13 protein-coding genes are annotated in these 12678 nt (G+C 55.7%); 11 read left to right on the top strand and 2 right to left on the bottom strand.

The genetic code is table 11. The features are described from left to right. Positions 1-23 precede the first annotated feature (23 nt). From fabD to WD071_RS02060, 10 genes are all read left to right on the top strand, one after another. A complete protein-coding gene (fabD, locus tag WD071_RS02105; protein WP_368046637.1) occupies positions 24-962 on the top strand; it encodes an ACP S-malonyltransferase in 939 nt (312 codons plus the stop codon). A gap of 35 nt (positions 963-997) precedes the next feature. After that, entirely contained in the window at positions 998-1744 is a 747-nt protein-coding gene (gene fabG / locus WD071_RS02100) for a 3-oxoacyl-ACP reductase FabG (protein ID WP_368046636.1), read from the top strand. A 253-nt stretch (positions 1745-1997) separates the two neighbouring features. Beyond that, on the top strand, positions 1998-2231 hold the full coding sequence (gene acpP / locus WD071_RS02095; RefSeq protein ID WP_058021632.1) for an acyl carrier protein: 234 nt from the start codon (positions 1998-2000) through the stop codon (positions 2229-2231). Positions 2232-2382: 151 nt separating this feature from the next. Beyond that, complete coding sequence (gene fabF, locus WD071_RS02090) at positions 2383-3627, top strand: beta-ketoacyl-ACP synthase II (protein WP_368046635.1); 1245 nt, start codon at positions 2383-2385, stop codon at positions 3625-3627. Continuing rightward, positions 3627-4532 (top strand): aminodeoxychorismate lyase, encoded by a 906-nt coding sequence (pabC, locus tag WD071_RS02085; RefSeq protein WP_368046634.1) that lies wholly within the window; start codon positions 3627-3629, stop codon positions 4530-4532. Before fabF ends, pabC begins: the two co-directional genes overlap by 1 nt. A 41-nt stretch (positions 4533-4573) precedes the next feature. Next, a complete protein-coding gene (gene mltG, locus WD071_RS02080; RefSeq protein WP_368046633.1) occupies positions 4574-5611 on the top strand; it encodes an endolytic transglycosylase MltG in 1038 nt (345 codons plus the stop codon). 35 nt (positions 5612-5646) lie between these two features. Then, entirely contained in the window at positions 5647-6327 is a 681-nt protein-coding gene (tmk, locus tag WD071_RS02075) for a dTMP kinase (protein WP_368046632.1), read from the top strand. Beyond that, a complete protein-coding gene (gene holB / locus WD071_RS02070) occupies positions 6317-7321 on the top strand; it encodes a DNA polymerase III subunit delta' (RefSeq protein ID WP_368046631.1) in 1005 nt (334 codons plus the stop codon). The genes tmk and holB overlap by 11 nt, the downstream gene beginning before the upstream one ends. Next, positions 7278-7661 (top strand): hypothetical protein, encoded by a 384-nt coding sequence (locus WD071_RS02065; protein WP_368046630.1) that lies wholly within the window; start codon positions 7278-7280, stop codon positions 7659-7661. Before holB ends, WD071_RS02065 begins: the two co-directional genes overlap by 44 nt. Before the next feature lie 29 nt (positions 7662-7690). Beyond that, the gene (locus WD071_RS02060; protein ID WP_368046629.1) at positions 7691-8269 is read left to right on the top strand and encodes a DUF411 domain-containing protein; all 579 of its coding nucleotides are present in this window, start codon (positions 7691-7693) and stop codon (positions 8267-8269) included. A 46-nt stretch (positions 8270-8315) separates the two neighbouring features. Here the strand turns inward: WD071_RS02060 and WD071_RS02055 are convergent, their stop codons facing one another. Both WD071_RS02055 and ggt read right to left on the bottom strand, forming a co-directional pair. Further along, a complete protein-coding gene (locus tag WD071_RS02055) occupies positions 8316-9494 on the bottom strand; it encodes an NAD(P)/FAD-dependent oxidoreductase (protein WP_368046628.1) in 1179 nt (392 codons plus the stop codon). Next, positions 9469-11169 carry a gamma-glutamyltransferase gene (gene ggt / locus WD071_RS02050; RefSeq protein ID WP_368046627.1) on the bottom strand — a complete coding sequence of 567 codons (1701 nt, stop codon included), beginning with the start codon at positions 11167-11169 and terminating at the stop codon, positions 9469-9471. Before ggt ends, WD071_RS02055 begins: the two co-directional genes overlap by 26 nt. A gap of 142 nt (positions 11170-11311) precedes the next feature. Here ggt and gorA point away from each other — a divergent pair, with 142 nt between their 5' ends. Then, on the top strand, positions 11312-12667 hold the full coding sequence (gene gorA / locus WD071_RS02045; protein ID WP_368046626.1) for a glutathione-disulfide reductase: 1356 nt from the start codon (positions 11312-11314) through the stop codon (positions 12665-12667). Positions 12668-12678 lie beyond the last annotated feature (11 nt).

Here is a 12678-nt window from a genome sequence, read left to right as displayed (position 1 = left end):
GTCACAGACAGCGAGTGCAGAATATGCAGAAATTTGGCTTTGTTTTTCCTGGCCAGGGTTCACAGAAAGCAGGCATGCTGAGTGAACTGGCAGCCGTATACCCCTCCGTCCCTGAAACATTTGCTCAGGCCTCCGACGTACTGGGCACTGATTTGTGGCAAATAACGCAGGAAAACCCCGACGGCCTGCTGGATCAGACCCATTTTACGCAACCCGCTCTGCTCGCGGCATCTGTCGCTATCTGGCGAATCTGGATGGACAAAAAGGCGCCACTACCGGCGATGCTGGCTGGTCACAGCCTGGGCGAATATTCCGCGCTGGTGTGCGCTGGCGTACTGGGGTTTGATGATGCCATTGCGCTGGTACACAAGCGCGGGCAATACATGCAAACAGCGGTACCCGCAGGCACCGGAGGCATGGCAGCCATTATTGGCATGGATGACAGTCGAATAGATGAGATCTGTCGCAGCGTGGCAGGCGAGGGTGTGGTCGTGGCAGCCAATTTCAACTCGCCGGGGCAGACAGTCATTGCGGGTGACAAGGCCGCGGTTGAGCGTGCCATGGTCGCCTGTAAGGACGCAGGCGCAAAGCGTGCGCTGCCATTGAACGTCAGCGTGCCATCGCATAGCGCATTGATGAAACCGGCTGCGGATCAGCTGGCCGACGACCTGGCCGGGATCGTGTTCAAAAAACCGGAATTGCCGGTCGTGCAGAATATCAATGGCCGGGCAAGCAAAGAGCCTGGTGAAATACGTGACAATCTGCTTAAACAGTTGTACATGCCGGTGCAGTGGGTTGATACGATTTATTGCATGCGCGACTTCGGCGTCGGCAAAGTAGTAGAATGCGGTCCCGGGAAGGTGCTCGGCGGCCTGATTAAACGCATTCAACCGGAAATCAGCTGTTACAGCACTGAAACGCCCGACGCTCTGGGCGAGGCCGCAGAGGGCCTTGCGCACTGAGCCAGATTGTCTTACACAACGGAGTGACGCATTACATGAGCATGTCAGGAAAAGTAGCGCTGGTAACCGGCGCCAGCCGGGGAATCGGACGAGCCATAGCGGCAGAATTGGGAAGTCAGGGCGCCATCGTAGCGGGTACCGCAACTACTGAGGACGGCGCCCAGGCCATTACGGAATTTTTTGCCAGCCAGGGTGTCAAAGGCGCAGGGTTTTGCCTGGATGTGTCGTCTACCACAGCGGTTGAAGCTGTGTTGGCAAAGATTGCCGGAGATCTCGGAAGTGCACCACTGATACTGGTCAACAATGCCGGCATCACACGTGACAACCTTCTTATGCGTATGAAAGAAGATGAGTGGGACAGTGTGATAAACACCAACCTCAATTCGTTGTACAGGGTATGTCGTGTCGCCTTGAAGGCCATGACCAAGGCACGCTGGGGACGCATCATCAATATCAGCTCGGTGGTTGCTTCCAGCGGTAATCCGGGACAAACCAATTACGCGGCGTCAAAAGCGGCCGTGGAAGGGTTCTCGCGCTCGCTGGCCCGCGAGATCGGCTCCCGTGGTATTACGGTGAACTCAATTGCACCGGGTTTTATCGATACGGACATGACACGTGCCTTGACGGAAAAGCAGATCGAATCGCTGCTGGTACAGATACCGTTGGCGCGCTTTGGTAAACCCGAAGAAATAGCGTCGGTTGCCGGGTTTCTGGCCTCGGATGCGGGTGCCTATATTACAGGCGAAACCATTCAGGTGAATGGCGGCATGTACATGGCCTAGTTCAGGGCCTGGTACATGCCCCAAATGACACCAAGGGGGCATGGTTATTGATTAAGAGATAGTTTAATTTATAAGAATAAGCTTTTGATAAACAATTAAATTAATCTGGTCAAGTGAATTATTTTCCAGTTTAAGATTACAAGCACTATAAAATACATGTAAACTTGCGTTTTAGATTATTTCAGTTGGTCAATTTTTAACCAATTTAATCGGAATGCATGACAAACCCTGGTACTAGGAGCTAATAAGAGTTATGAGCAGCATTGAAGAACGCGTGAAAAAAATTGTCTGCGAGCAGCTTGGCGTTAAGGAAGAAGACGTAAAAGCTTCCTCTTCATTCGTAGAAGATCTCGGCGCTGATTCTTTGGATACCGTGGAATTGGTAATGGCTCTCGAAGAAGAGTTTGAAACTGAGATTCCGGACGAAGAAGCCGAAAAGATCACCACTGTTCAGCTGGCAATTGATTATATCAATCAGCACCTGTAACAGCATTCCGCCTATCGGATAGATACAAACAAAAGCTACTCTGGGTTGCGACTTAGAGTAGCTTTTGTTTATCTGAGTGGCTGATCCTGGCGAATGCCGTATAAATATCTGCGACCGGGCAGTAGATACGGTCAGATACGTGGAGAAAAGCGTGTTTAATGGCAGACGAGTAGTCGTGACTGGCTTGGGCATGGTCACCCCCTTGGGTAATGATGTTGCCTCAAGCTGGCAAGCGCTTAAAGACGGAAAGAGCGGTATCAATGCAATTGAGCACTTTGATACATCAGCATTCAGCACCCGTTTTGGCGGCTCCATCAAAAACTTTGACAGTGATCCCTACATGTCGGCGAAAGACGCCAAACGCATGGATGTATTTATCCTTTACGGGGTAGCAGCCGGCGTTCAGGCCATGCGCAGTGCCGGGCTGGAAGAGGGCGGTTTTGATCCGGCCCGGTTTGGTGCTGCGATCGGCTCCGGCATTGGCGGCATCACCGCGATTGAGAACAATGCTGAGCTGATCAGAAACGCCGGGCCACGCAAAGTGTCTCCGTTTTTTGTGCCCGGTTCCATCATCAATATGCTGGGCGGCACACTTTCTATTCGTTATAACCTGCAGGGCCCCAATATAGCCGTTACCACCGCGTGTACCACAGGCACTCACAACATCGGGCTGGCGGCACAGATGATTGCCTCCGGGCAGGCCGATCTGATGATTGCCGGCGGTGCTGAAATGGCAACGTCGCCGGTCGGTCTGGGAGGCTTCTGCGCCGCTCGTGCGCTGTCTACCCGCAACGATGACCCCCAGTCTGCCAGTCGCCCCTGGGACAAAGACCGGGACGGTTTTGTATTGAGCGATGGCGCCGGCATCATGATCCTGGAAGAATATGAACATGCCCGCAAGCGTGGCGCAAAGATTTATGCGGAGCTCTCCGGCTTTGGCATGAGTGCTGATGCTTTCCACATGACATCGCCATCGGAAAATGGCCGGGGCGCTGCGACCTGCATGCAGAATGCCTTGAACAGTGCCGGGCTGAATTCGAGTGATATCGATTATATCAATGCACATGGCACCTCAACGGTTGCCGGCGATATTGCCGAAACCCAGGCGGTGAAGACCGTATTCGGAGACTACGCATTGAAGTTGCCGGTCAGCTCCAGTAAATCCATGCTGGGCCATTTGCTTGGCGCGGCTGGTGCTGTAGAGGCGATAATCTGTGTCCTGTCATTGCATGATCAGGTCATAACGCCCACCATCAATCTGCATGACGCTGACCCCGCCTGTGACCTGGACTACGTACCTGGTAGTAGCCGGGATGCAAAATTGAATGCCGTCTTGAATAACTCCTTTGGGTTTGGCGGTACCAATGGTTCGCTGATCTTCGCGCGATTGCCCTGATGGCCGGGTTGACGCTGGTAGATGGTGTGCTGGCCGATACCTTGCCGGTCAGCGACCGTGGTCTGCTTTACGGCGACGGCGTGTTTGAAACCATTCGTTATCGCTGTCATCAACTTGATCTGCTGCCTGCTCACCTGGCGCGTCTGCGCCAGAGTTGTGAGCGACTGGGTATTCCGGTGCTAATGCCCGACATTGAACGGCACATCAGCAAGCTGCTTGAATACCAGGCATCAAGATCCGGGGCCGGGTCTGCTGGCTCAAATGGGGCTGATGGGGCTGATGGAATCGTCAAGATCATCGTCACCCGCGGCGATGGTGGCCGGGGTTACACCCCTCCGGCATCAATGGTTCCGCGTACCCTGGTTCAGTTTCATCCACTGCCCCCGCACTATGAACAATATTACCGCAGCGGTATTTCCGGCATGATATGCAGCCACCCGGTGTCCGGTAATCCAGCACTCGCCGGCTTAAAACATCTCAACCGTCTTGATCAGGTCATGGCCAGCCGGGAGCTGCTTGCAGCGCAGGGCGGTGCCGGCAAAGCCGACCCGATGCTGCAGGAAGGACTTATGCTTGACTGCATGGGCAATCTGGTAGAAGGCACCCGGAGTAATGTTTTTGTTGTTCTGCATGGACAACTGTGCACACCTGATTTAACTGACGCTGGCGTGTGTGGCATCATGCGCAGCGCGCTGCTTGCCTGGTACCGGGAGCAGGGGATTGATGTCGCCGTCAGGCAAATTTCTTCGGATGAACTGAGCCTTGCCAGTGAACTGTTTATTTGCAACAGTGTGCTGGGCGTCTGGCCGGTCAATCGCGTTTATGATTTTGCCCACGATAGTGTCCTGAACCTGCCGGAGCAGGCCATGGCCCGACGCGCCCAGGACTGGCTGGCCGGTCAGTAACTGATTCACTTTTTGATAGAGCACAGCTCCCACGTGTCGACATGGCTTTGATATCTGTTCGCAGACTGCTGATTATTGTTTGTGTCCTGTCTGTTGTCAGCATTCTGCTGATCGCGGTGTCGTTGTTGACAGTGCGGCAGTACCTGGATTCGCCGCTGGCGCTGCCGGATGAAGCGGTTGTGGTAACCATTGAACCGGGTCGCTCATTGCAGCAGATCGCCAATCGTTTGTCTGCACAGGGTTATCTTGCGTGGCCCCGGGCTCTGGTTTTATGGGCGCGCTGGCACGGATTTGATCGTCGTATTCGCAGTGGCGAGTATGCTCTGAGGGCTGACACAACACCGAGAGCGTTAATGGACCTGCTGATGTCCGGACGCGTTGTGCAGTATCCGGTGACCCTGGTCGAGGGCTGGACAGTGCGTCAGGTACTCGACAATCTCTGGCAACGAGACAGCATCAATGCAGTACTGCGCGATCTGAGTGATGAGGACATCCATGCCGCACTGGAAACCTCGTTCCCGGCACTGGAGGGCAGCCTGTTCCCGGATACCTATTTTTATATCAGAGACACCACGGATCTTGAGATACTGCAGCGTGCCAACGCCCGTTTGCACCAAGTCCTGGATGAAGAATGGCAACGGCGTGCGGTAGGCTTGCCGTACGAATCACCCTGGCAGGCACTGATAATGGCTTCAATCATTGAGCGCGAATCCGGCTATCAGGCCGAAAAACAGGACATCGCAGGGGTATTTGTCAGGCGTCTGCAGACCGGCATGCGCCTGCAGTCGGATCCGACGGTGATATACGGTATGGGAAGCCGTTACGATGGAACGATCTACCGTAGTGATCTCGATACCACCACCGCGTACAATACCTATCGGATCAACGGATTGCCACCGACGCCAATAGCGCTTGCCGGACGTGATTCCATTCATGCCAGCCTGCAGCCCGGTGCCGGCACTGCCCTGTATTTTGTCTCTCGTGGCGATGGCAGTCATCAATTTTCCGACACACTGGAAGAACATAACGCGGCGGTGCAACAGTATTTACGTGGCGGGTCTGACAATGACAACAATTGAGGCTGGCCCCCGGGTGCCAGACCGGACATCGATCAATGAGGACTAACGTGCCAGCTTGCCTGATAACGGTTGAAGGGATTGAAGGCGTGGGTAAAACCACCAATATCAACTGGATATGTGAATGTCTTGCCGAACTGGGTATTCCCTATATTCAGAGTCGGGAGCCTGGCGGCACCGCGCTTGCTGAAGAAATCCGGGAATTGCTGTTGATGCCCCGGGAAGAGGACATGGCCGATCTGACTGAATTGTTGCTGGTTTTTGCGGCGCGGGCGCAGCATCTGCACGGGTTGATACAACCGGCACTGACGCGTGGCGAGTGGGTAGTCTGTGACCGCTTTACCGATGCCACCTATGCTTACCAGGGGGGCGGACGGGGTCTCGATGTATCCCGGATTGCGGCGCTGGAAACGTTGGTGCAAAAAGACCTGCGGCCGGATCTGACGCTCATTCTGGATATAGATCCAGCGCAGGGCCTCGCGCGGGCCCATCAGCGTGGCGCGCCAGACCGCTTTGAGCAGGAAGCCATCAGTTTTTTTACCCGGGTCCGGAACACCTACCTGGAGCGCGCCCGGGCAGCACCTGAACGCTATCTGATCGTTGATGCGGGCAAACCGCTGCACGATGTCCAGGCCCAGATCAAGCAGGGCCTGGTGTATTTCTGTCAGCGTATGGCAAACGCTCAGCAAACCACGAGTGACGCCCATCATGGCACTTGACCTGCTCTTGCCCTGGCACGTTGACGCCTGGTCACAAGTGATTTCGCAGCAGCGCCATGCACGCCTGGCACATGCTTACCTGGTCAGTGGCCCGCAGGGCAGTGGTCGCTATCAATTCGCCCGTGCCCTGGCAGCGAAATTGTTATGCGAAAATCCGGCATCCGGTGATCCGGAAGTGACAGCCTGCGGAGCCTGTCGACAGTGTCGTTTGTTCGCGGGGGGCAATCATCCTGACGTGCTTGATATTTCGCCCGAGGAAGGCCGCAGCAGCATCAAAATTGATCAAATACGCACGATTTCACGCCTGGTCAATCAGACCAGCAATCAAACCGGCGCCATCAAAGTCATTATCATTCAGCCGGCAGAAGCGCTGGGCACGGCGGCGGCGAACTCGCTGTTGAAAAATCTGGAGGAACCGCCGGGCAGGACCCTGTTTCTGTTGCTCAGCGGACCTGGCGCACAAATGTTGCCAACCATCCGCAGTCGCTGCCAGCCCCTGCCGTTGGCACCGGCCACTGAGGAACAGGGTATGGCCTGGCTGGCGGAGCATTCATCAGCGGCCACTGAAGAGCTGGCTTCGGCACTTGCGCTGGCACCGGGTGCGCCCCTGTCTGCGCTGGCTCTGCTGGAAGCAGGGGTGCCAGCGTGGCGAAGCATTGTGCTTGAACAGCTTGCGGAGATGGCTGCCGGTCGCTTGCTGCCGACAGAATTAGCCAAATACTGCAATGCCCAGCCGCTGAATTATGCTATACAACTGATGCAGGCGTTGTCATTGCAAAAAGCACGTGATGCATTGGCTGCGCAGAATACAGAAGACGCAAAAGCGGTATTGCGATTCGGGCGTGAACTCGTGCAGATAAACAGACAACTGGAAAGCGGTGCCAACCCGAATCCATTGATGGCGCTGGAACATATCTTCAGCGCCTGGAAAAACGCCACTGGAGACACGGATGTCGCTGGCACACGAGCGGGACAACACACAAGCAGTCACTGACCATGACAGCACGGCATTCACGCCGTCGCTGGTATCGATCAGTATAAGAGACCCACTGGTTTTACAGCGCTGCTACCTGCCTTTTTTTCTGCGTGGCGGGTTGTTCATACCCTGCGACAGGCCTTACCGCTTGCAGCAACGTTTGTTTCTGATAGTCAAACTACCCGCATTGCCCGACGCACCTGACACCGTGACCACCCATGGTGGCAGTGTGACAGTGGCCTGGCTGACACCCGCGCAGGCTCAGGGAAACAAGCGTATGGGCATTGGTGTGCATTTTGATGCAGGGGAGGCGGATCTGAAGCACTCTATAGAATCGTTGCTGAATGCTCTGTTATGATCTGTCGCAGACACATTCGGAGACAGCTCATGCAGCGTATTTACACCTCATATCGTTTTTCTGGCAGCAGGTCTGACGGCAAGCGCCATATTGCCCGCACCTTCCTGTGGCGGCTATCGGCACTGATGGTTCTCTGCCTGTCCCTGGCGGCCTGCGGTCCCCAATCCAACCAGTCAGCATCCGCCGATGCCGCGCCCGGCGTTACGGTGCTGGATGTTTACAAAAGCCCGACCTGCGGATGCTGTGGCGCGTGGATAGAGCACGCGGAAGAGCGCGGGTTTGAGGCCGTCGTTCACGATCTTGACAACGATGCGTTGACCCGGGAAAAACTGGGTCGGGGTATCACACTGCGATATCAGTCCTGCCACACGGCAGTGGCTGCGGATGGCAGTGTTTTTGAGGGCCATATACCGGCTTATCTGATTCATCAGTATCTGGCTGACAAGCCGGCGGACAGCCTTGGTCTGGCTGTGCCCGGTATGCCTATTGGCAGCCCGGGCATGGAAGTCGGAGACCGGCTGGACCCTTACGATGTTTATCTGCTCAAAACCGATGGTAGCGCCGACGTTTACGCACATATCAGCGATCAGCAGTCACAGTATCAGTAATGGTTCATGACGCAGGAGGACAACAGCGTCCGGTATGCCGTGGCGGCTACAGCGGCGCCTGATCCTGCAACTTGAGGGTGACCAGTTCGGCCAATGCCAGGCTGGCAGTCAGACCGGGTGATTCGATCCCGAACAGTTGAATCAGACCCGGGCAGCCGTGCACATATTCATCCTGGATCATGAAATCCGCAAACGCGGGGCTCAGCCTTGGTCTGATTCCGGCGTAGGCCGGCTGCAGGCGCGTCTCGTCCAGCGCAGGATAGTATGTCTTGATGGCGTCGGCAAAGGCGCTTCGGCGGGTCTCGTGCACGCGGTAGCTGATGCTACTGACGGGTTCGATATCGGGTCCGAAGCGGCACTGACCAGCCAAATCCAGCGTTGTGTGGATGCCCAGGCCACGCTGACGGGCATCAGGTACCGGATAAATCAGATGCCGGAAGGGTGAGCGACCTGACAGGCTAAAGTAATTTCCTTTGACCAGATGCATCTCGGGAATCAATTGTTGATCGATACCGGATATCGATGCTGCGACCCGTCCGGCGGACAGACCGGCACAATTGATCAGCATGCGGCTGCGGATGCAAAAGATGTCTTTAACATCGTTGTTGTGATCGCTGTCTGCGTCTATGTCGATATCAAAGATACCCGGGCCCCGGCATTCAGCTCGCATGAAACGGCTGCGTGTTGCACACAGCACTCCATTTTTCTCCGCCTCATACTGCAGATTTTGCATCAGGGCATGACTGTCAACGATGCCGGTGTCAGGTGACCACAACGCTGCGCTTGCCCGCACCTGCGGTTCCAGTCGCGTCAGATCCTGCGCCGAGAGGCGGGTGAGGGAGTCGACTCCACATGCCAGCGCTGATGCCTGCAGTTGGTCCAGGGAGAGCTCTTCGCCCTGCTGAGCGACAATCAGTTTGCCGATGCGCCGGTGGGGTATGTCGTGCCGGGCACAGTAGCTGTAAAGCAAGGCGTTGCCGCGCACACAAAGCCTCGCCTTCAGGCTGCCGGGCGGGTAATACAGCCCGGCGTGAATGACTTCGCTATTGCGACTGCTGGTTTCCTGGCCGACACCGTCGTTCTGCTCAAGCAACAGAATGCTGGCTTTGGGCCAGCGCGCGGATAACTCGCGCGCCAGCGCCAGGCCAATGATGCCGGCGCCGACAATACTGATATCAAACGTATGTCTGGCCGGGGCGTTAATAGGCGCTTGCGCCTCCGTCATTACGGGGGTCGGAAGAGCCGTGCATGACACCATCCTTTAGCAGGATGGAGTTGGCATCCCCGATGCCGTAGCCACCCGGGCGCATCTCTGTGTGCCCCATGCTTTCCAGTTCTTCCAGCGCGCCATCAACAAACGCATCGGGCTCATAACGCACAATATCGGGCTGCCATTGGTGGTGAATACGCGGACTGGCGACGGCATCTTCGATACTCATGTCATGATCAAGTGTGTTCAGAATGACCTGAAATACGGTATTGATGATGGTTGAACCACCGGGAGAACCTGTAACCAGCACGGTTTCGCCGTCCCGGGTGACAATAGTCGGGGTCATGGAGCTAAGCATGCGTTTGCCCGGTTCGATCTTGTTGGCTTCGTCACCCAGCAAGCCATAGGCATTGGGCGTGCCCGGCTTGGCGGAAAAGTCATCCATTTCGTTGTTCAGCAGAAAGCCTGCGCCGGGCACCACGATGCGGTTGCCGTAGCCCAGATTCAGCGTTGTTGTCACCGAGACGGCGACGCCGTCTTTGTCCATGACTGAATAATGCGTGGTTTCAGTGCTTTCATTCGGCCAGGTACCCGCACCGATGTCTTCGCTGCGCGAGGCCTGCTCCGGATCAAAGTCGCTGAAGCGCTCACGGGCGTATGCCTTGTCTGTGAGCATGTCCAGAGGCACCGGGTAAAAATCAGGGTCACCCATGTGTTCGGCGCGATCAGCATAGGCACGGCGCTGTGCTTCCACCATCAGGTGAATGGTTTCTGCAGTGCCCCAGCCCAGGCTGCCCAAATCATAAGGCTCCAGCATATTGAGCATTTGCACGATCAAAGCACCGCCGGAGGAGGGTGGGGGCATGGACCAGATGTCGTAACCACGATAACTGCCGCTGATCGGCTCGCGCCATTGAACGTTGTACGCCGCCAGGTCCTCATGAGAAATCAGGCCGCCGATGCGTTGCATTTCAGCAATCAGCAAATCGGCCGTTTCGCCCTTGTAAAAACCGTCCCGACCCTGTTCGGAAATCCTCTTCAGTGACGCTGCCAGATCGGACTGGATCCAGATATCACCGGCCTGCCAGGGCTGACCATTGTTGGTGAAGATGGCCGTTGAAGCAGGGTAGTCGCTCATGCTGTCGGAGACGCGGGCAAAACTGTCCGCCATATCCTGGGTCAGCGCAAAACCCTCTTCCGCAAGTGCAATGGCTGGCGCCATGACCGCTTCCCGACTCATGGAACCATAACGTTCCAGTGCATCCAGCATGCCGGCAACACTGCCGGGTACGCCTGATGCCTGGGCGCTGTACAGCGACCTGCGGCGATCAACATTACCCGCCTCATCCAGAAACATGTCAGGAAATGCGCTGCCGGGGGCTTTTTCACGGTGATCCTGCGTTACCACCGTGCCATCGTCCAGTTTGATGACCATGAAGCCACCACCACCGATATTGCCTGCAGACGGGTGAGTGACGGCCAGAGCAAAGCCGACGGCGACAGCGGCATCAATGGCGTTACCGCCTTGCTGCAAAATTTCCACGCCAACATCGGAGGCAATCTGGGAGCGCGAAGTCACCACGCCATTGGTGCCGGTCACAGTATTGGCAGATGCGAGCGGGGAATAGCTCAGCGGTGAAAAAACAAAGGTGATGACGAGCAAGCAGGTTAAACAGGTACGACTCAGCATGTGTGATGCCTCTGGGATCAGGTTTCAGATTGTCTATGGTTTCACTGGGTATCCTACCATAAAGTGTTTGTCAGCGGTCATTGCCAACTATATGATCGATGACAATTTTTACAGTAAAACAAGCAGGGTTTAAAAGTAGCTTATGTCGACTTATGAGTATGATTTTTTTGTTATCGGTGCCGGCTCCGGCGGTGTACGGGCGGCCCGCACGGCGGCGGCACTGGGGGCCCGAACCGGCATCGCTGAAGCCCGGTTCTTTGGCGGTACCTGCGTGAATGTGGGCTGTATTCCCAAGAAACTGTACACCTATGCCGCACACGCCAGCCACGATTTCGCTGACAGTGCCGCCTATGGCTGGCATGCTGCCAGCCGACCCGAGTTCAACTGGTCGTTGCTGAAGGAGAACAAAGACAGGGAAATCAGTCGTTTGAACGGAATTTATAAGAATCTGCTGAGCAATGCTGCCGTGGATATCTTCGAGGGACATGCCCGCCTGGCCGGTCCCAACCGGGTCGCCATTGGCGACAGGGAGATATCCGCCCGGCATATTCTTGTTGCTGTCGGTGGTCAGTCTTTTATGCCACCGGTGCCTGGTATAGAGCATGCCCTGGATTCAGATGATTTCTTTGAACTGTCGGAGCAACCGGAAACGGTGCTGATCGTGGGTGGCGGCTACATTGCAACCGAACTGGCCGGTGTGTTTGCTGGCCTGGGTACGCAGGTGACGCTGGCCTACCGCGGAGACTTGCTGCTGAATGGGTTTGATCAGGATATTCGTTCGTTTTTTACTGATGCCATAAAGTCCTACACCAACCTTAAACTGAATTCGGATATAGAACGTATAACTGAATCGAAACAAAAAAAGCAGGTGCTGTTCAGTGATGGCACCCGACAAACCTTTGATGCGGTGCTATACGCAACGGGCCGTGTGCCGGCGACAGCAAATCTGGGACTGGCAGACAATGGCGTGGAATTGTCCGATGTGGGTGCCATCATCGTTGACAAGGATTTCGAAACATCAACGCCGGGGGTGTATGCAGTGGGCGATGTGATCGACCGGGTGACACTGACACCGGTTGCACTGGCGGAGGGTCAGGCCTTGGCCCGTCGTTTGTTCGGCGGCCCAAAGCAAGTGGTTTCTTATGATCTGATTCCGGCTGCCGTATTCAGCGACCCGCAGATTGCGACCGTCGGTATGACGGAGGATGAAGCCAGAAGCTGCCATAAGCAGATCGATGTTTACCGTAGTCGGTTCCGCCCGTTGAAACACACAATGACGGGCCGGGAGTCATACAGTTTGATGAAAATGCTGGTAGACAGGGCAAGTGATCGTGTAGTAGGTATACATATGGCGGGTGACGATGCGGCCGAAATCATGCAGGGTATGGCCGTTGCATTGCAGGCCGGCGCAACCAAGGCGCAATTTGATTTGACTATCGGGATACACCCGACGGCAGCAGAAGAGTTCGTCACCATGCGCACCCCGGTGAGTGACTGACCTGTCGGTAC

The sequence above is a fragment of the Pseudohongiella sp. genome, from assembly GCF_040877505.1.
Lineage (GTDB): Bacteria > Pseudomonadota > Gammaproteobacteria > Pseudomonadales > Pseudohongiellaceae > Pseudohongiella.
Note: the sequence above shows the minus strand (reverse complement) of the source record. Positions and strands in the feature narration are given on the sequence as shown.

Bases quoted from the DNA above. Each gene is read 5' to 3' on its own strand.
- fabD (WP_368046637.1), top strand. From the start codon at position 24: ATGCAGAAATTTGGCTTTGTTTTTCCTGGCCAGGGTTCACAGAAAGCA.
- fabG (WP_368046636.1), top strand. From the start codon at position 998: ATGAGCATGTCAGGAAAAGTAGCGCTGGTAACCGGCGCCAGCCGGGGA.
- acpP (WP_058021632.1), top strand. From the start codon at position 1,998: ATGAGCAGCATTGAAGAACGCGTGAAAAAAATTGTCTGCGAGCAGCTT.
- pabC (WP_368046634.1), top strand. From the start codon at position 3,627: ATGGCCGGGTTGACGCTGGTAGATGGTGTGCTGGCCGATACCTTGCCG.
- mltG (WP_368046633.1), top strand. From the start codon at position 4,574: ATGGCTTTGATATCTGTTCGCAGACTGCTGATTATTGTTTGTGTCCTG.
- tmk (WP_368046632.1), top strand. From the start codon at position 5,647: ATGAGGACTAACGTGCCAGCTTGCCTGATAACGGTTGAAGGGATTGAA.
- holB (WP_368046631.1), top strand. From the start codon at position 6,317: ATGGCACTTGACCTGCTCTTGCCCTGGCACGTTGACGCCTGGTCACAA.
- WD071_RS02065 (WP_368046630.1), top strand. From the start codon at position 7,278: ATGTCGCTGGCACACGAGCGGGACAACACACAAGCAGTCACTGACCAT.
- WD071_RS02060 (WP_368046629.1), top strand. From the start codon at position 7,691: ATGCAGCGTATTTACACCTCATATCGTTTTTCTGGCAGCAGGTCTGAC.
- WD071_RS02055 (WP_368046628.1), bottom strand. From the start codon at position 9,494: ATGACGGAGGCGCAAGCGCCTATTAACGCCCCGGCCAGACATACGTTT.
- ggt (WP_368046627.1), bottom strand. From the start codon at position 11,169: ATGCTGAGTCGTACCTGTTTAACCTGCTTGCTCGTCATCACCTTTGTT.
- gorA (WP_368046626.1), top strand. From the start codon at position 11,312: ATGTCGACTTATGAGTATGATTTTTTTGTTATCGGTGCCGGCTCCGGC.